Origin of the sequence: Natronomonas salina (assembly GCF_013391105.1) — an archaeon.
Classification (GTDB): Archaea; Halobacteriota; Halobacteria; order Halobacteriales; family Haloarculaceae; genus Natronomonas; species Natronomonas salina.
Genome location: NZ_CP058335.1, coordinates 2,851,577 through 2,867,115 on the forward strand (window position 1 = coordinate 2,851,577; position 15,539 = coordinate 2,867,115).

Genomic DNA, 15,539 nt, shown 5'->3' on the forward strand with positions numbered 1-15,539 from the left:
TCTTCGAATCGGTCTCCCCGAGCAGTGACCGCTCGGATCGACCTGCTCTCGACGCCAGACTTCCGCAGCCGAGGGGACTTTCAGCCTGCGAACCGATACCACAGTCGATGGGCGACTCCCAGGAATCCGGCGAGGGTACCCCGGGCGAGGTGAACGGCCACCCTGCCGGCTGGGTTCCCGCCGGAGAGCCCGAGCCGGCGAACGACGCGGAGGCGAGCTCGGCGGAGCCTCCCGACGAGTCCGGCGACTCGCTGGACGCCCTCGTCCGGACGGCCTTCGACCTCCTGCCGACGCAGGTCGCGGTGCTCGACGGCGAGGGCACCATCCGCCACACCAACCGGACCTGGGCCGCCTTCGGCGAGGCCAACGACCTGGAGGGCCCGGTCGACACGGTCGGCGTCAACTACCTCGAGGTCTGCGACGGCAGCGACGACGAGCACGCCGACCGCGCCGCCGCGGGCATCCGGTCCGTCCTGGAGGGCGACGGCGGCCCGTTCTCGATGGAGTACCCCTGCCACGGCCCCGACGAGCTCCGCTGGTTCGTCATGTGGGCCCGCGGCTTCGACCGCGACGGCGAGCGCTACGCGGTCGTGGTCCACCTGGACGTCACCGCCCGGAAGCTCTCGGAGCTCGCCGTCGAGCGGCGCAACGCCGAGCTCCAGGCGGTCAACCGCATCGGCGAACTCGTCCGCGAGATCGTCGCCTCGCTCGGCCGCGCGACGACCCGCGCGGAGGTCGAGCGGAGCGTCTGCGAGCGGTTGACCACCGACGGCGCCTACGCGGCCGCAGCGGTCGTCGACCCCACGCCGACCGACGACGGGTTCACCGTCAGGGAGCGGTCAGTCGCGGCCGACGCCGGCGACCCGCCCGCCGCCGCCCACGTGGACGAGCGGACCGCGGCGGTCGTCCGGGCCGCCCTCGACGCCGGCGAGACGCGCGTCGACCGCGAGCGGTCAGCGCCGGCCTCGACCGACGACGACCGCGACCCCGCCGTCGCGGCCGTGCCGCTCCGACACCGCGAGGCCGTCTACGGCGTCCTCGCCGTGACGGGCCGCCGTCCGGACGCCTTCGACGAGCGCGAGGCCGCCGCCTTCGACGTCCTCGGGGAGAGCGCCGGCTTCGCCGTCCATGCCGTCGAGACCGAGCGGTTCCTCCACGCCGACGAGACGCTCGAACTCCGCTTCCGGCTCCGCGAGGACGCCCTGCCGTTCTTCTCCTCCCTCGGCGCCGGGGAGGACGCCGAGGTCGAGTTCAGCGACGTCGTCCCCGGAGGCGACGGCGCCGTGGTCGTGTACGCCAGCGTCGGCGGCGTCCCGGCCGCGGCGGTCGAGTCGCGGGCGGCCGACCACGACGCCGTCGAATCCGTCCGCGTGATCGACGCCGGGGGCGACGAGGCGCCGGGGCGGCTGGAGTTCCGGTACCGGCCGCCGTCGCCGGTCCACGACGTCGTCGCGGCCGGGGGCGCGGTCCGGTCCTGCACCGTCGCGGCCGACGGCGGCCTCCTCGTCGCAGAGGTCGACGACGCGGCGACGATGCGCGCCGTCGTCGACGCCGTCGCGGGCGACGCCGACCTCGTCGGGAAGCGCGGTCGGAGCACGGCGGACGACGGCCCGCGAGGTGGCGAGGCGGCGATCGACGCCGGCCTCACCGACCGGCAGCGCGACGCGCTCGTCGCCGCCCACCGTGGCGGTTACTACGAGTGGCCCAGTCGGGACAGCAACGCCGAGGAGCTGGCGGCGGCCATGGACGTCGCGCCGCAGACGTTCCACGAGCATCTGCGGCGCGCCGAGGCGAAGGTCGTCGACCGGTTCGTCGAGGACGGGCTGGCGCGCCGGACGCCCGACCCAGAGTAATCAGGGCTCGCGTTGAGGTCGGCTCGACCCCTCAGCTCACCTACAATGAGGGACCACAGTAACGAACCCGGTGACGCGATCGGTGCGTTCGCCCACCAGCGCCGCCGAGAGACGCTATCCGCGTTGGCCGACCGCGAGCCGCCGGTGCCGCTTCATGAGCTCGCCGCGGCCGTCGACGAGGCGGAGTCGGACGACGGCTTCGTCGGCGAGCCGGCCACGGACGGGAGGACGTCGGAGGAGAGCGACCCCTCGGACGGGGGCGGTCGCGGGGGACCGCCGACAGCGTATCGCGATCGAACTCTACCACGTCCACCTCCCGAGGCTCGACGACGCCGGCCTGGTCTCGTTCGACCCGGCCTCGAAGCTGGTCGAGGACTGGCGGTCGAACATGCTGCTCGACGCGGTGTAGCCGGCGTCCAGCGCTCTCGAGCCGGCGTCGAAGGTCCACTTTCACCGCGCCGTCGAACGGTTGAAGGCCACGCGGGGAGTAGGAGGGACGAATGCGCCTCGACGAGTACGTTGACGACCTCGACCGCGACGAGTCGGTCGAACTGCGGAAGCTCGCCGAGGAGAAGTCCTACGCCGTCACGGACTACATCGACGACGCCCGGACGCGCTTCGACGAGACGCTCTCGGACGACACGCTCGTCGGCTCCACGGCGCCCTCGGTGTTCGTCGGTCGCTCCTCGTACCCGCGGGTCTCCGCCGGCCTGCTGGCGCCCGTCGGCGACGAGGACGACGCCGAGGGGTACGTCACCAGCGGCGACTGGTACCGGCAGGGCTTCGACATCGACGACGTCTTCCAGAAGCGGACCGGCCTGCTGAACTCCACGCGTCGGTCGAACGTCGACGTCGAGGACGTCTGGGACGGCTTCGTCGGCACCCAGCGGGAGGTCGCCATCGCCGACCGCCCCGTCGACGTCGAGCTCGGCCTCGACGACAGGCCGGGCTTCGGCCTCGACGGCTCCCTCGAAGATATCGCCGCGCCGCGGGGCCCCCGCGCCAGCGCCGAGCGCGCGCAGGTGACCGAGAACCCCCACGTTCCCCGCGCCATCGAGAAGACGCTCTCGGACGACGACTGGCGCGCCGAGGGCGCGATGACCTACCTCTACCGCCGCGGCTTCGACGTCTACGACATCAACAACGTGCTCTCGGTCGGCGCGCTCGGGCAGGGCGAGAACCGCCGGCTGGTCCCGACGCGGTGGTCGATCACCGCCGTCGACGACACCGTCGGGAAGTACCTCCGCGGCACCATCCGCAACGCCTCGACCATCGACCGGACGATGGTCTGGCACAACAGCTACGTCGGCAACGACTACTGGGTGATCGCGACGCCCGGCGACTGGGAGTTCGAGCTCGTCGAGCTGAAGGCGCCGGGCTCCATCTGGAATCCGGACCCCGACGGCCAGCTCTACATGGCCGCCGACAGCGAGGGGTTCGAGGGCCGCACCGAGTACGTCGACGAGACCTCCGGGGCCTACTACGCCTCCCGGCTGGGCGTCCTCGAGGAGCTCGCCGACCGCGACCGGCAGGCGAAGGTGCTCGTCATCCGCCACGCCACCAACGAGTACTGGGCGCCGGTCGGCGTCTGGCAGATCCGCGAGTCGATCCGGAACGCCTTCGACGCCGAGCCCGCGGTCGCCGAGACGCTCCACCAGGCCGTCCGCCAGCTCGTCCCGCAGCTCCCGGTCTCGCTGACCGACCTCCGCCGGAAGTCGACGATGGCCGCGGGCATCCAGTCGGACCTCTCGGCGTTCGGCGGCGGCGCCGGCGGCTCTCGAAGCGACTAAGGCCGCCTCGCCGCTTCCCTCGGATATGCTCCTGCTCTCGGCGGACCTGCTCTCCGGGCCGGCGCTGTTCGTCGCGTTGCTCGCGGTCGCCTTCCTCGTGTTCCCCTGTCTGTACCTCTACATGGCGCTCCGCGAACGGGGCGTCTTCGAGCGAACCCTGGGCCGGGAGTGACCGCGGCCGAGGGGCGTGGTACCGCTCGCCCGCCGAGGGTTTAAGCCGCCGCTCCCGGTCACGACGTGTATGCGAGACCGGCTGGGCCTGCGCGACCGGTTCGATCGGACGATGCGCCGGCTCCGTCGTCGGCTGCGGGGGCTCCGCCGGACCCCGAGACGCCTCCCCCGGGGGCTCCGCCGGCGCCTCGAGGAGACCCGGACCATCGTCCACGTCTCCATCCTGCTGTTCGTGCCGTTCATGGTCGCGCTGCTGACGTACCTCTCTGCCCGGATCGACCAGCTCTCTTTCTTCCTGTTCCCGCCGCTGGCGGCCGGGACCTACGCGCTGTTCGCGAACCCCGAGAGCGAGTACGCCTCGCCGACGCGGTTCGTCGCCGGCCTGACCGCGGGCGCGGTCTGCGCGTGGATCGCGATGGCGATCGCCGTCCGGTTCGTCTACCCGGGGTTGCCGCCGTCGGCCATCGAGGTGGACGCGCCCGGCGCAGCGTTCGCGGTGTTCCTCACCGGCGCCGTCACCTGGGCGCTGGACGTCGAGGAGGCTGCGGCGTTCTCGATGGCGCTGCTCGGGCTGCTCGTCGACCCCGGCGACCAGCTGTCCTTCGTCGTCAGCGTCGTCCTCGCCTCCAGCATCGTCGCCGGGGTCTTCACCGTCTGGCGGGAGCTCTTCTACGAGCAGCGGGCGCGGTACCTCTACCAGTCGATCCGCGGCGACGACCACGTGCTCGTGCCGATGCGCGGCGAGACGTCCGAGGCGACGGCGATGCTCGGCGGCCGCCTGGCCGCCGCCCACGACGCCGGGAAGGTCGTCCTGCTGGACGTCGTCGAGGACGACGAGGCCGACGCCCTGTCCGAGTCCGACGTGGAAGCCGACACCGTCGAGGCGGCGTCGACGGTGCCGACCGACGAGACGGTCGCGGCGACCGCGTCGGACCTCGAGACGCTCGCCGCTCGCGTCGAGGCGACCCTGGATGTCCCCTGTCAGGTCGTCGTCGCGGCGACGGACGGCTCGGTCGCCTCGACGGTCCGGCAGACGGCCCGGGAGACCAACTGCGACCTCATCGCCACGCCCTACGAGACCGACGCCGACGGCGACCTGACGCGGTTCGTCACGCAGTTGCTGGACGCGCGGATGGACGTCCTCGTCCACAAGTCCCACGGTGGCCGGACGGAGTGGCGACGGGTCGTGGTCCCCGTCCGCCGGGCCAGCGACACCGCCCACGCGATGATCGACTTCGCGCTCCGGCTCGTCGGATCGGAGGGCCGCGTCAGCGTCGCCCGCTGTATCGACTCGGACCGGGAGCGCCGGCAGGCCACCGAGATGCTGGCCAACCTCGTGGAGACCGCCGACGGTCGCATCGAGACGCGGGTGGACAAGGCCCCCATCGAGGCGTTCGTCCGCCGCCTCGCGCGGACGAACGACCTCGTCATCGTCGGCGCCAGCCGCGACCGGAGCCGCGCCTCCAGGCTGCTCTCGCCGCCGACCTTCGAGCGCATCGACGACATCGAGACCGACATCGCCATCGTCGACCGACGGCGGTAGCGGCGGCGCTGACCGCCGCCAGCTATCCGCCGCTGGTAGCGCCCCGTCAGACCTGCTCGAAGAAGTCGTCGACGAGGGCGCCGGTGTCCTCGACGATACCCTCCCAGGCCTCGTTGTCGGGAGCGATGCCGACCAGCCGCGCGATCTTCATGATGGAGACGTGGTAGACACGCTGGAGGCCGGGCTCCTCCTCCCAGACGACGAAGTTACAGGGGAACAGCGCGCCCTGCTGCAGCGTTACGTCGAGCGCGCGGTCGGCCATCTCCGGGTTGCAGGCGCCCAGCACGTAGTAGGGGTCGCGGTCGGCGTCAACTTTCTCGTTGAGCAGGTCCGAGGGCGAGAACTCCACTGGGATGCCGAAGCCGGTATCGAGGGCAACCTCCCGGACGTGTTCGACGGCTTCCTCGTGGTCCATCTCCAGTGTCGTCTGTCGCTCCCCGATGTCCTCCGGGTCGACGTCTGCGGGGTCGAAGGTCAGGCTCATGGCTACGGATGGGCGCGCGACCGCAAAAGAGTTCACCCTGGCCGTCGCTACGCCTCGTCGTCGAACTCGAACTCGCCGTCGTCGGCGTCCTCGTCCGCGGCGGCGTCGCCGGCGCTGCTCGAACCGCTCGACCCGCCGTCGCCCGTCGTCGGGACGGGGCCGGTGCCGACGACCGACCGGACGGTGCCGACGAAGTCCTGGCTGGTCTCGAAGTAGACCTCGTCGCTGCTACCGAGGACGTCCTTGACCGACTGGGGGCCGTCCGGCGTCCTGAGGGTCGTCCCGCCCTCCCGGCGGACGACCTCGCTCTTCTCGATCGGGAAGAACAGCCGCGAGGTCACCCGGGAGACCGGCGCGCCCTCGACCTCGTCGCCCTCGCCGAGTTCGACGACCGGCTCGTCTTCCTCCTCCTCGCCGTTGTCGCTCATGGCTCCGCCTTCAGGGCGTCCCGCCCTAATTGTTACGAACCCGGGCCGACGCGAGCGATTCATACTCGCGGAGCCGCAAGTTCCGACGTGTACGGCCCCGGACACGTCGGCGCGGCGCTGTTCTGCTACGCGCCGGTCGCGGCGGCGCTGACCCGCAGCGGCGAGCCGGCGCTGGCGCTCTTCGGCACCGGGGTCGCCGTCGCGCTCTCGACGCTCCCCGACGCCGACCAGTTCGAGGTCGTCCCGGCCGACCACCGCGGGCCGACCCACACCGTCTGGTTCGTCCTCGGAGTGGCGGCGGTCCTGGCGGCCAGCGGCGCGCTCGTCGGACTCCTCGCCGGTCGGCCCGCGGCGCTGGCGACCACCGCCGGCAGCGCGGCCCTCGTCTCGCTGGCCTCGCACCTGCTGGCCGACGTCATCACGCCGATGGGCATCCGGCCGTTCGCGCCGCTCTCGGGGTGGCACCACAGCTTCGACCTGACGCCGGCGAAGAACCCCCGGGCCAACGCGGCGCTGCTGGGGCTGGGGACGCTGTTCGCGCTCGGCTGCCAGATTGCGGTCTGGCCGTAGCACCGGTCGACGCGATGCCCCGACCCGGTGCGGGCTTGCGAATGACAGCCCCGAACACTTGGCGCCGTGTCGCCTTTCCTTATCCGATACTGATGGCGCTCTTCAACACCGACACGGTCGGACATCTCGTCGAGGCGACCGGCGGCGTCTCGCGGAAGATGGCCGAATCCAGCACCGAGCCTGGCGACGCCGGCCGGTACGCCGACGCGTTCGGCGCGGCGGTCGACGAGCACGCGGCGACGCTCCGACGGTACGTGAACGACCGCGCCGATCCCGGCGACCGGGTGGTAGCGGTCCGGTTCGCCGACCGGAACGGCACCCGGACAGCGCGGTACGTCGTCGCGTCGTCCGGGTCGTCGGGCGACGTCGACGAGCTTCGAGTCCTCGATCCCGGGGGATTCGAGGAACTCGACAGGGGGGTCGACCACCGGCTGGAACTGGACTGGTTCCTCAGCCGCAACGCGGCCGACGAACTGCGGCGGTTCGTCGAAGAGTTCGCCGAGGACGGGCGGGACCCCTCGCAGTCCTACGTCGCCAAGACCGCCGCGAAGTACGGCGACAGCGTCAAGGGGGACCTCTTCGACGCGATAGTTGCCCGGTTCGATTGACCTCGGCGGCGCGTCGCCGCTATTCGGCCTCTGCCCTCGCTCTCAGACCACCAGCAGCCAGAACCCGACGGCCATCCCCAGGCCCCCGACCGCGCGGACGGCGACCGTCTCCCAGTGGCCGGCCGTCCGGCCGAACCGCTCGCCGACCCCCGCCGCGACGCCCTGCGGGAAGACGAACAGCCCCAGCCCGATGGAGAAGGCCACCAGGCCGACGAACTGGTTCATGCCCGACTCACCACCCCCGCGCCCGATAACGGTTCCGGCCCGGGAACCGACCCGGACGGAAGGTTGAAATCCGGCGACGACGGACGCGTGGGCATGGAGAAGACGCCGCGGGGGACGTCGGTCGGAGTGGACGACCCCTACGCGACCGTCGACCGCTGCGACCACCTCACCGACGACGGCCGCTGCCGCTACGCCGCCGAGCACGGCCACCACGACCCCGAGTTCGCCCGCGAGCGCCACGAGGACGACCTGCGGTGTCCCGCGGCCGACCCTGAAGGGGAGTGGGACTGGAGCGACTGCCCCCACTTCCGGGCGCGGCAGCGCTCGAAGGAGTGCGTCCGCTGCGGGCTCGAGGAGCGCCGCGTCGCCCACGAGAACGAGCGGCCGCTGCTGGAGGAGCACCACCTGAAGTATCCGGACAGCGAGGCGCGACGCGCCTCGGACGCGAGCGGGGAGCAGAGCGACCCGCAAGCGGACCACCGGAAGGAGCTCGCCCACGAGATCACGGTGTACATCTGCCGGTGGTGTCACGCGAAGATCCACCAGTCGTGGGCGCGGCTCGACGACGACGTGGCGCCGGACCCCGAGGCCATCGCCGAGGCCGAGGGGCGCCGCTCGAAGGAGCACGAGGAGTTCGGCTTCGAGACCGCGGCCGACCGGTTCGGCGACGGCGACGGCCGGGAGGGGTGACGCCGCTCACTCGAGGTCGAAGGCGTCCGGCGGCTGGCCGGCCTCGTCGAGGACGTCGTCGCTGACGAGGATGGGGCAGTCCACCCGGAGGGCGACGGCGATGGCGTCGCTGGGCCGGGCGTCGAAGACGACCTTCTCGCGCTCGCCGTCGGCGTAGCGCTCCGCGTCGATCTTCGCGAGGAACGTGTTCTCCGAGAGGCCGTCGATGCGGACGCGGTCGATGGCGCCGCCGAACTCCGTGAGCATCTCGACGAACAGGTCGTGGGTCAGCGGCCGCTCGAAGGGGCGGCTCTCGAGCGCGTGGGAGATGGACTTCGCCTGGTCGGCGCTGATGAAGATGGGGACCGCCTCGTCGCGGGCGTTGAGGACGACGACTGGGGCGCCCTCGTCGCCACCTTCGTCGACGCTGATCCCGAGACCGCGGACGTCCGCCTCGTGTGTCATCACGTAACACTGGTGGAAGCTGCACCAAAGCTTTTCGCCCCCAGCGACGACGTCCGGGTATGGGCGACCCCTACGTCGTCGCCGTGAAACCGTCGGCCCGCCGGGTCAGCGGCGCGGCCGGCGAGTGGGTCGCCGACGAGGGTCGCTTCCGCCGCTTCGACTCGAAGGCGCTGGCCCGCCAGTGGGCCCGCGAGGTGAGCCCGCAGGGCCGGACGCTGTGGGTCCAGGACGCCCACCCGCTCGACGAGGGGCCGGCCGACGGCTACCTCCTGGCCCGCCGGAGCCGCCTGCGCGGCAACGAGGAGGAGCTGCCGGGCGACCAGGTGGCATTCACGGAGCTGTAGGGGTCCGTCCCCGAATTTTAAGCGGGTCGCCGCGCTCTCCGAGAGTATGGAATCAGTTGGCACGGGACTGGCCGGCATCGACCGCGACGGCCCGCGGGCGGACGTCTACCTCTCGCGCCCCGAGAAGCGCAACGCGATGACCGAGGACCTGATGCGGGACCTCACGGAGGCCTTCGAGACCGTCAGCGCGGACGAGGACGTCCGCGCGGTGGCGCTGCTCGGCGAGGGGCCCGTCTTCTGTGCGGGGATGGACCTCCACATGATGCGGAACCGCGTCGAGGAGGACTCCGAGATCGACCGCGACGTCTTCCCCGGACTGCTCGAGGCCATCGAGACCGCCCGACAGCCGGTCGTCGCGGGCATCAAGACCGCCGCCCCCGCCGGCGCCTTCGAGCTGACGCTGCCCTGCGACTTCCGGGTCATCGGCAGCGACGCGACCTACGGCGTCATCGAGGTGAAGCTGGGGACGTTCCCCCACGGCGGCGCGACCCAGCGGCTCCCGCGGCTCGTCGGCCTCTCGAAGGCCAAGGAGCTGGTCCTCACCGGCGAGTTCATCGACCCCGAGGAGGCGCTGGACTGCGGGCTCGTCCACGAGGTCTGCGACCCCGACGAGGTCGACGACCGGGCGCGGGCGTTCGCCGACCGCCTCTGCGAGAACGCGCCGCTCGGCCTCCGGAACGCCAAGCAGGCGCTGAACACGGCCCTCGAGACGCCGCTGCAGCAGGGTCTCGAGTACGAGCGGTCGCTCGGTCGCGAACTGGACGACACCCGCGACTACCGCGAGGGCTTCGAGGCCCGCATCGAGGAGCGCGACCCGGAGTTCCGCGGGGAGTGACCCGCGCGGAGGCGGGATCACCCCGCCGAGCCCGCTCCGCGGTTTCGTCGACCGATATGGCCAGAAACCTATTACATGCTCGTCAGAATGTTGTCGTATGCGACTCCGAGCACTCGCCGTCGCGCTCGCCGTGCTGCTGTCGGTCGGTCTGGCAGCCGCACCGGTGGCCGCGGCAGAGCAGACGAGCGAGGCAGACGCCCAGGAGGTCGTCGAGTTCTACAACCAGAACGTCGATCAGGTGCCCGACGTCGTCCGCGACCGGTTCGCCGACGAGCGCGTCACCCTGACCGTCGAGCGCGACGGGCAGTCCGACGAAGTCTACACCGCGGTCACCGACGACGAGGGCCAGGTCGTCTCCTTCGAGGAGGGCACCCACGACCCCACGATGCGGGTGACGACGGACGAGGCGACCATCCGCGACGTCGCCCAGTCTGAGAACCCCCAGAGCGCCGCGATGGACGCCTACCGGTCCGAGCGCGTCGACGTCGAGGGCGTCGGGGTCACGAACACCGTGAAGGTCGAGGCCACGAAGCTCGGCTATGAGATCGCCTCGAAGCTCGGCTTGTTCTGACGGCCAGTAGCGTTCTTCTCCGCGTTCGATTTCGCTCTCAGCCGACGGTCAGCCCTCGCTGACGCTCCTCGATCGTCGCCCGGAGAACGGCAGGAGCGCCGGGCCATCGGGTCCACGTCGGGGATGGTGGGGATGGGGGGATAGGTGTGATCGACCCGGCGCACCGGCCCTTTCGACTCGATATTATTAACTCTTTGCAAGCGTAAATAACGCCGTCGGCGTCCCGGAACCCAGGCGTTTTTCTCGCCGGGCGCCGAAGGACCGCCAATGAGCGACCCAGCGCGGACGGACGACGGCGGGTTCCGCAAGGGACGGAAGGACGCGACCATCATCATCGCGCCGTTCGTCCTCCTCGGGATCGGGAACCTGCTGCTCATCATGTGGTGGGGGATGGACCCGCTGTGGGGGTTCCTGCTGTTGCCGCCGATCCTCTTCATCTGCGTCATCGGGTGGATCGCCGTCCGCGGCGGCTTCGCCGAGGACCGCGCCGGGGGCGGCGACTACGAGGGCGGCGTCTAGCGGACCGGCGCCGGCGCGTACGACTGGTCGCGGGCGACGACCGTCTCCGGTTCGACGCGGACCAGCAGCGCGGTGTCGGTCGGCTGGGCGACGTACTCCGAGAACCGCGGGTCCCAGTCCTCGCGGTCGGGCCCGAGGTAGCGCGCCAGCAGGCGCTCGGCCAGCGTCGGGTCGAAGGGCTCGACGCTGCCCGCCCCGCGGATGCCGACGTGCTGGACGAGGCCGCGCTCGGCGTCGAAGTCGACGACGCCGAGCGCGCAGGCCGGTTCGCGTTCGATGCGGGACGGGAACGTGTCCGTCGCGGCGTCCCCGAGGATCCAGGCCGCCTCGTCCTCCCAGAGGTACCAGACCGGCGACTCCCGGGGTCCCTCGGGGGCCCGCGTCGCCAGGTGGCCGAACAGCGGCCGCGAGAGGAACGCCTCGAGGCTGGGCCCGAGGCTGTTCTCGACGATCTCCATGGCCGAACCCCGACGGGGGCGAGCAAGAAGGTGGCGATATTTGCGGGTACTGGTGGGGACTAGCACGCCTGCAGCGGGGTTACGAATTGATCGGCCCCTGGCCGGCGATTGCGCTACGGGTACGCTTCGAGTTGGAGAACGCCGAGGAGGAGATTTGAACTCCTGAGTCCGTGAGGACAGTTGCTCTCGAAGCAACCGCCTTGGCCGGGCTAGGCTACCTCGGCTCACTCGGACGTGGGACGGTTTCGACTTTATGGGTTTCGGTCTACCGGAACGACGGCGAGGGTCGCGCGGTCGCTCTCGAACGCGGCCGGGCAGTGCCGGCGGGGTCGCGTCCGATGCGTCGGCGTGGGAAGAACAAAGGGGATTGCCACCCTCTGACACGACATGACGCTGCTCGTCCCGTACGACGGTTCGGAGCTCTCGGAAGCGGCCCTGCAACGCGCCACGCAGTTCGGCGAGGCGTTCGACCAGGAGGTCGTCGTCCTGGTCGTGGTCCCCACGGACGAGGACTACGTCCGCGAACGCGGCCTCGTCGACGAGGGCGAGGAGTACGACTCCGAGCTCTTCGCCCTCGAGCTCCGCGACGAGGCCGAGAAGATCGCCCCCGACGCGACGTTCCGGAGCGAGCGTGCGACCGACCCCGAGGACGAGCCGTACGCCTCCACGACGATGAACATCGTCCGGACCATCCGGCAGGTCGCCGGCGAGCTCGACGCCGAGATCGTCTTCCTCGGCAGCGAGAACGCCGCCAGCGTCTCACAGCCGCTCTCGAGCATCGGCGCGCCGGTCTCGAACGACCCCCGCTACGACGTCCACATCGTCAGGCACCCCGACTAGACTCGTTCCCGCGGCCGACCACCACGACCGGCACCGGCGACTGCGAGAGCAACTGCTCGGTGGTGCTGCCGAGGACGAGCCGCTTGAACCCCGACCGACCGGTCGCCCCGAGGACGACGACGTCGGCGCCGCTCTCCTCGACCTGTTCCAGCAGCCGCTCCGGCGGCGGCCCCTCGTCGACCGTCGTCTCGCAGTCGACGCCGGCCGACTCGGCGACGCGGGCGACCGCGTCCACGGCCTCCCTGGCGTCCGCCCGGAGGTTCTCCCGGACCTCGTCGGGGTCGACGATGGCGTTGTCGTAGGCCGTCCGCGTCTCCACGACGGCGACCGCGTGGACCCGCGCCCCGGTCGGGGCCGCCAGCGCCATCGCGTGGTCGGTGGCCGCCGCCGAGTCCTCGCTGCCGTCGGTGGCCACCAGGATGGTGTCGTACATGCGCGGGGGTAGGCGGGCGGACTGGATAAAGCCGGACGTCGACCAGCGCCGCCCCTCGACGCGGTCCCCGGCGGGCGTGGCCCGTCGCTCCGCGCGGCGGCCGTCAGTCCCGGTCCCGGACGACCGTCACGGGCACCGGCGATCGCCGGATGACCGTCTCGGCGACGCTCCCGAGGAGGACGCGGCTGATGCCGTCGCGGCCGTGACTCCCGATGACGACGTGGTCGACGCCCTCGTCCTCGGCGTACTGGACGATGGCGCGGGCGGGCCGGCCGACCACCGAGTCCGTGACGATGTCGACGCCTGCAGCGACCGCCCGTTCCTCCGCGTCGCCGAGCACGGTCTCGGCTCCCTCTTCGGCGCTCGAGAGCCAGTCGCCGGCGCTTCCGGGCCCCCACGTGGTCGCCCCGTCGACGGGGTCCATCACGTACAGCGCCGTGATGTCGTCGTCGCCGAACTGCTCGAAGGCGTGGGCCAGCGCCGCCACGGACGGATCGGAGCCGTCGACCGGCACGAGGACGTGCATGTGGTTTGCTACCGTGCCGTAACACATAAAGCCCGGAGGCCGTTCGTCGGTCGGGGCCTACGCCTCCGGGTCGGGCCTGGCGCCGATGGGGACCGTGACCTCCTGGCGCTCGCCGTCGCGGATCACGACCGCGTCGACGCGCTGGCCCGGCGAGAGCTCAAGGGCCAGCGTCGTCCCCAGGTCGGCGTTCGAGTCGATGCGGTTGCCCGCGAGCTCGACCAGCACGTCGCCGCCCGTGGGGACGCGCTGGCCGTCGACGACCGTCTCGCCGTCGGCGCCGCGCAGCGTCTGGCCCTCGGGGCCGTCGTCGCGCAACTCGAGGACGAAGATGCCGCGGGCTGCCTCGAGGTCGTTCGCCTCGGCGAGCGTCGGCGTCACCGGGAGCAGGCTGATCCCGAGGTACGGGTGGTCGTAGCTCCCCGTCTGGATCAGCTCCGGAAGCACCCGCTGGGCCAGCAGCGGCGAGACGGCGAAGCCGACGCTCGTCCCCGCGCCGGCGACCGCGATGCCGGTCACCTCGCCGTCCATGGTGACCAGCGGACCGCCGCTGTTGCCGGGGTCGAGCCCGGCGTCGGTCTGGACCGTGTTCGGGATAGAGTATCCGGTGGGTCCCGGCAACGACCGGTTCTTCCCGCTGATGATGCCGGTCGACACCGACGACTCCAGGCCGAAGGGGCTGCCGAGCGCCAGCACCTCCGTCCCGACCGGCGGGACGCTGTCGACGAACGACAGCGGCGGCGCGTCGTCCGGGACGTCCGTCGCCAGCACCGCGAGGTCGGCGTAGACGTCGCTGGCGTTGACCGCCGCCTCGCGCCACTCGCCGTCGGCGAACCTGACGTCCAGGGAGTCCGCGTCGGCGACGACGTGCTGGTTCGTGACGACGTAGTCCTCGTAGACGAACCCGGAGCCGCCGCCGCGGGCGTCGCCGACGTAGGTGACCGAACCGACGGTCCCCTCGTACACCTCGGTGTACCGACCGGTCCGGTTCGCCGGGGCGGACGACCTCGAGACCGGTTCCGCCGACTCCTGGAACCCGGTCGGACAGCCCGCGAGGCCGGCAGCCAGGCCGGTCGCAGCCGCGAGGAATCGACGTCGGGTCGGGTCTTCCATACCCCCCGTTGGACGTCGACCGGAAAAGTGGTTCGGACGCGAGGATACGTCACACGAACCCGCTGCTCGCGGGTCGTTCCACTCCCCGCTCGTCACTCGAGGTCGTCGTGGACGACTCGCGGCTCACTCCGTTCGCCGCTCGTGTTTCGCGGTTCTCGCTCGCTTTGCTCGCGGGTCGTTCCACTCCCCGCTCGCCGAACGAGACGCTCACTTCGTTCACGTCTCGCGCTCGCTCCGAACCGCGCTAGTCTTCCATCGTCTGCTGTCGCCACGTCGTCTGGTCGTACAGCCGTTCGACCTCCCCCTCCTGCTGGCGGATGGTGACCGCGGTGTTGAACAGGAACGCGGCGACCAGGACGGTGCCGACAAGCCAGACGGCGTCGACGATGCCGGGGTCGAAGCCGACGATGCCGGCCGCGAGGTCGGTCATCACGATGACGACGGTCCCGAGGATGGCCGGCAGCAGGTGGCGGGTCAGCGCCGCGAGGGTCGTGCCCTCGTAGACCCGGACGGTCTGGACGGCGTAGAAGACCGCCCAGACGGACGCGGCCACCCAGCCGACGGCGACGACGGGTCGGACCCACTCGCTGGCGACGAGAAAGCCCGCCCACCAGGCGACAATGAACGCCGCGACGACGACGTAGTCCACCCAAACGGGCAGCAGTCGGGAGGGGCTCTCGACGGTGCGCTCGGCGTGGTACATCGCGCGGATGCCCAGGCCGAGAAAGAGGATGAAGAAGAGGACGGCGCCCTCGACGAAGACGTTGACCCACGGCAGGTCGGTGAGCTGTGCGGCGACGCCGGCGACGCCATAGACGGCCGCCGCCCCGACGCCGACCGCGAGGTACCCCCACTCGTAGTCGAACCCCTCTGCGAGCACCCGCCGGACGTACTGCACGAGGTAGACGAGCAGCACGCCGGCCGCGACCGCGATGACGCCGTAGGCCAGCAGCCGTGCGAACAGCACTGTCACCGCCGGATCGCCGCCACCGACGAAGAGCGGGGTCGGTCCCATGATTGCCCCTCGGATGCCCTCCCTGAAAGGTGTTGATTCTCGTCCGGCCGCGCCCGGCCATTTATGGGAGCGGCGGACGAGT

General features: G+C 71.4%; 22 protein-coding genes and 1 tRNA gene. 13 read left to right on the forward strand and 10 right to left on the reverse strand.

What is annotated here, in order from left to right:
• Positions 1-107: 107 nt before the first annotated feature.
• From HWV07_RS14775 to HWV07_RS14790, 5 genes are all read left to right on the forward strand, one after another.
• Positions 108-1,853 (forward strand): bacterio-opsin activator domain-containing protein, encoded by a 1,746-nt coding sequence (locus HWV07_RS14775; protein ID WP_178335045.1) that lies wholly within the window; start codon positions 108-110, stop codon positions 1,851-1,853.
• 154 nt (positions 1,854-2,007) lie between these two features.
• Positions 2,008-2,262, forward strand: a complete 255-nt coding sequence (locus HWV07_RS20155; RefSeq protein ID WP_425487792.1) for a DUF7344 domain-containing protein — start codon at positions 2,008-2,010, stop codon at positions 2,260-2,262.
• A 91-nt stretch (positions 2,263-2,353) separates the two neighbouring features.
• Positions 2,354-3,643, forward strand: coding sequence for a DNA repair protein NreA (gene nreA / locus HWV07_RS14780; RefSeq protein ID WP_178335046.1), 1,290 nt, complete (start codon positions 2,354-2,356; stop codon positions 3,641-3,643).
• 25 nt (positions 3,644-3,668) lie between these two features.
• Entirely contained in the window at positions 3,669-3,815 is a 147-nt protein-coding gene (locus tag HWV07_RS14785; protein WP_178335047.1) for a hypothetical protein, read from the forward strand.
• A 69-nt stretch (positions 3,816-3,884) separates the two neighbouring features.
• On the forward strand, positions 3,885-5,357 hold the full coding sequence (locus tag HWV07_RS14790) for an HPP family protein (protein ID WP_178335048.1): 1,473 nt from the start codon (positions 3,885-3,887) through the stop codon (positions 5,355-5,357).
• Between the two features lie 46 nt (positions 5,358-5,403).
• On the opposite strand, the gene HWV07_RS14795 is transcribed toward HWV07_RS14790, so the two are convergent.
• Entirely contained in the window at positions 5,404-5,841 is a 438-nt protein-coding gene (locus HWV07_RS14795; RefSeq protein ID WP_178335049.1) for a DUF302 domain-containing protein, read from the reverse strand.
• Positions 5,842-5,888: 47 nt separating this feature from the next.
• Positions 5,889-6,269: a DUF5789 family protein gene (locus HWV07_RS14800; RefSeq protein ID WP_246279776.1), complete on the reverse strand. Its 381-nt coding sequence runs from the start codon at positions 6,267-6,269 to the stop codon at positions 5,889-5,891.
• An 87-nt stretch (positions 6,270-6,356) separates the two neighbouring features.
• Here HWV07_RS14800 and HWV07_RS14805 point away from each other — a divergent pair, with 87 nt between their 5' ends.
• Together HWV07_RS14805 and HWV07_RS14810 are read left to right on the forward strand one after the other, a co-directional pair.
• Entirely contained in the window at positions 6,357-6,839 is a 483-nt protein-coding gene (locus tag HWV07_RS14805) for a metal-dependent hydrolase (protein WP_178335050.1), read from the forward strand.
• Positions 6,840-6,931: 92 nt separating this feature from the next.
• Positions 6,932-7,447 (forward strand): hypothetical protein, encoded by a 516-nt coding sequence (locus HWV07_RS14810; protein WP_178335051.1) that lies wholly within the window; start codon positions 6,932-6,934, stop codon positions 7,445-7,447.
• Between the two features lie 42 nt (positions 7,448-7,489).
• Here HWV07_RS14810 and HWV07_RS14815 read toward each other — a convergent pair whose 3' ends face one another.
• Positions 7,490-7,672: a hypothetical protein gene (locus HWV07_RS14815; RefSeq protein ID WP_178335052.1), complete on the reverse strand. Its 183-nt coding sequence runs from the start codon at positions 7,670-7,672 to the stop codon at positions 7,490-7,492.
• Between the two features lie 93 nt (positions 7,673-7,765).
• Here HWV07_RS14815 and HWV07_RS14820 point away from each other — a divergent pair, with 93 nt between their 5' ends.
• Positions 7,766-8,362: a DUF7097 family protein gene (locus HWV07_RS14820; RefSeq protein ID WP_178335053.1), complete on the forward strand. Its 597-nt coding sequence runs from the start codon at positions 7,766-7,768 to the stop codon at positions 8,360-8,362.
• Between the two features lie 6 nt (positions 8,363-8,368).
• On the opposite strand, the gene HWV07_RS14825 is transcribed toward HWV07_RS14820, so the two are convergent.
• Positions 8,369-8,806, reverse strand: a complete 438-nt coding sequence (locus HWV07_RS14825) for a bifunctional nuclease family protein (protein WP_178335054.1) — start codon at positions 8,804-8,806, stop codon at positions 8,369-8,371.
• A 59-nt stretch (positions 8,807-8,865) separates the two neighbouring features.
• On the opposite strand from HWV07_RS14825, the gene HWV07_RS14830 reads away from it, so the two are divergent.
• From HWV07_RS14830 to HWV07_RS14845, 4 genes are all read left to right on the forward strand, one after another.
• Entirely contained in the window at positions 8,866-9,150 is a 285-nt protein-coding gene (locus tag HWV07_RS14830) for a DUF8081 domain-containing protein (protein WP_178335055.1), read from the forward strand.
• 46 nt (positions 9,151-9,196) lie between these two features.
• Positions 9,197-9,985 carry an enoyl-CoA hydratase/isomerase family protein gene (locus HWV07_RS14835; RefSeq protein WP_178335056.1) on the forward strand — a complete coding sequence of 263 codons (789 nt, stop codon included), beginning with the start codon at positions 9,197-9,199 and terminating at the stop codon, positions 9,983-9,985.
• A gap of 97 nt (positions 9,986-10,082) precedes the next feature.
• Positions 10,083-10,556: a hypothetical protein gene (locus HWV07_RS14840; protein ID WP_178335057.1), complete on the forward strand. Its 474-nt coding sequence runs from the start codon at positions 10,083-10,085 to the stop codon at positions 10,554-10,556.
• Between the two features lie 267 nt (positions 10,557-10,823).
• A complete protein-coding gene (locus HWV07_RS14845; RefSeq protein ID WP_178335058.1) occupies positions 10,824-11,075 on the forward strand; it encodes a DUF8142 family protein in 252 nt (83 codons plus the stop codon).
• Here HWV07_RS14845 and HWV07_RS14850 read toward each other — a convergent pair.
• Positions 11,072-11,533, reverse strand: a complete 462-nt coding sequence (locus tag HWV07_RS14850) for a pyridoxamine 5'-phosphate oxidase family protein (RefSeq protein ID WP_178335059.1) — start codon at positions 11,531-11,533, stop codon at positions 11,072-11,074. The two genes, HWV07_RS14845 and HWV07_RS14850, sit on opposite strands and share 4 nt — an antisense overlap.
• 139 nt (positions 11,534-11,672) lie before the next feature.
• A tRNA-Ser gene (locus HWV07_RS14855) sits at positions 11,673-11,757 on the reverse strand.
• 163 nt (positions 11,758-11,920) lie between these two features.
• Here HWV07_RS14855 and HWV07_RS14860 point away from each other — a divergent pair.
• Positions 11,921-12,373 carry a universal stress protein gene (locus HWV07_RS14860; RefSeq protein ID WP_178335060.1) on the forward strand — a complete coding sequence of 151 codons (453 nt, stop codon included), beginning with the start codon at positions 11,921-11,923 and terminating at the stop codon, positions 12,371-12,373.
• Here the strand turns inward: HWV07_RS14860 and HWV07_RS14865 are convergent.
• The 4 genes from HWV07_RS14865 to HWV07_RS14880 form a co-directional block, all read right to left on the reverse strand.
• Positions 12,357-12,806: a universal stress protein gene (locus HWV07_RS14865; protein WP_178335061.1), complete on the reverse strand. Its 450-nt coding sequence runs from the start codon at positions 12,804-12,806 to the stop codon at positions 12,357-12,359. The genes HWV07_RS14860 and HWV07_RS14865 overlap by 17 nt on opposite strands.
• 103 nt (positions 12,807-12,909) lie before the next feature.
• Positions 12,910-13,332 (reverse strand): universal stress protein, encoded by a 423-nt coding sequence (locus HWV07_RS14870; RefSeq protein ID WP_178335062.1) that lies wholly within the window; start codon positions 13,330-13,332, stop codon positions 12,910-12,912.
• A 57-nt stretch (positions 13,333-13,389) separates the two neighbouring features.
• The gene (locus HWV07_RS14875) at positions 13,390-14,442 is read right to left on the reverse strand and encodes a S1C family serine protease (RefSeq protein WP_178335063.1); all 1,053 of its coding nucleotides are present in this window, start codon (positions 14,440-14,442) and stop codon (positions 13,390-13,392) included.
• Between the two features lie 244 nt (positions 14,443-14,686).
• Entirely contained in the window at positions 14,687-15,457 is a 771-nt protein-coding gene (locus HWV07_RS14880) for a hypothetical protein (protein ID WP_178335064.1), read from the reverse strand.
• Positions 15,458-15,539: the final 82 nt, after the last annotated feature.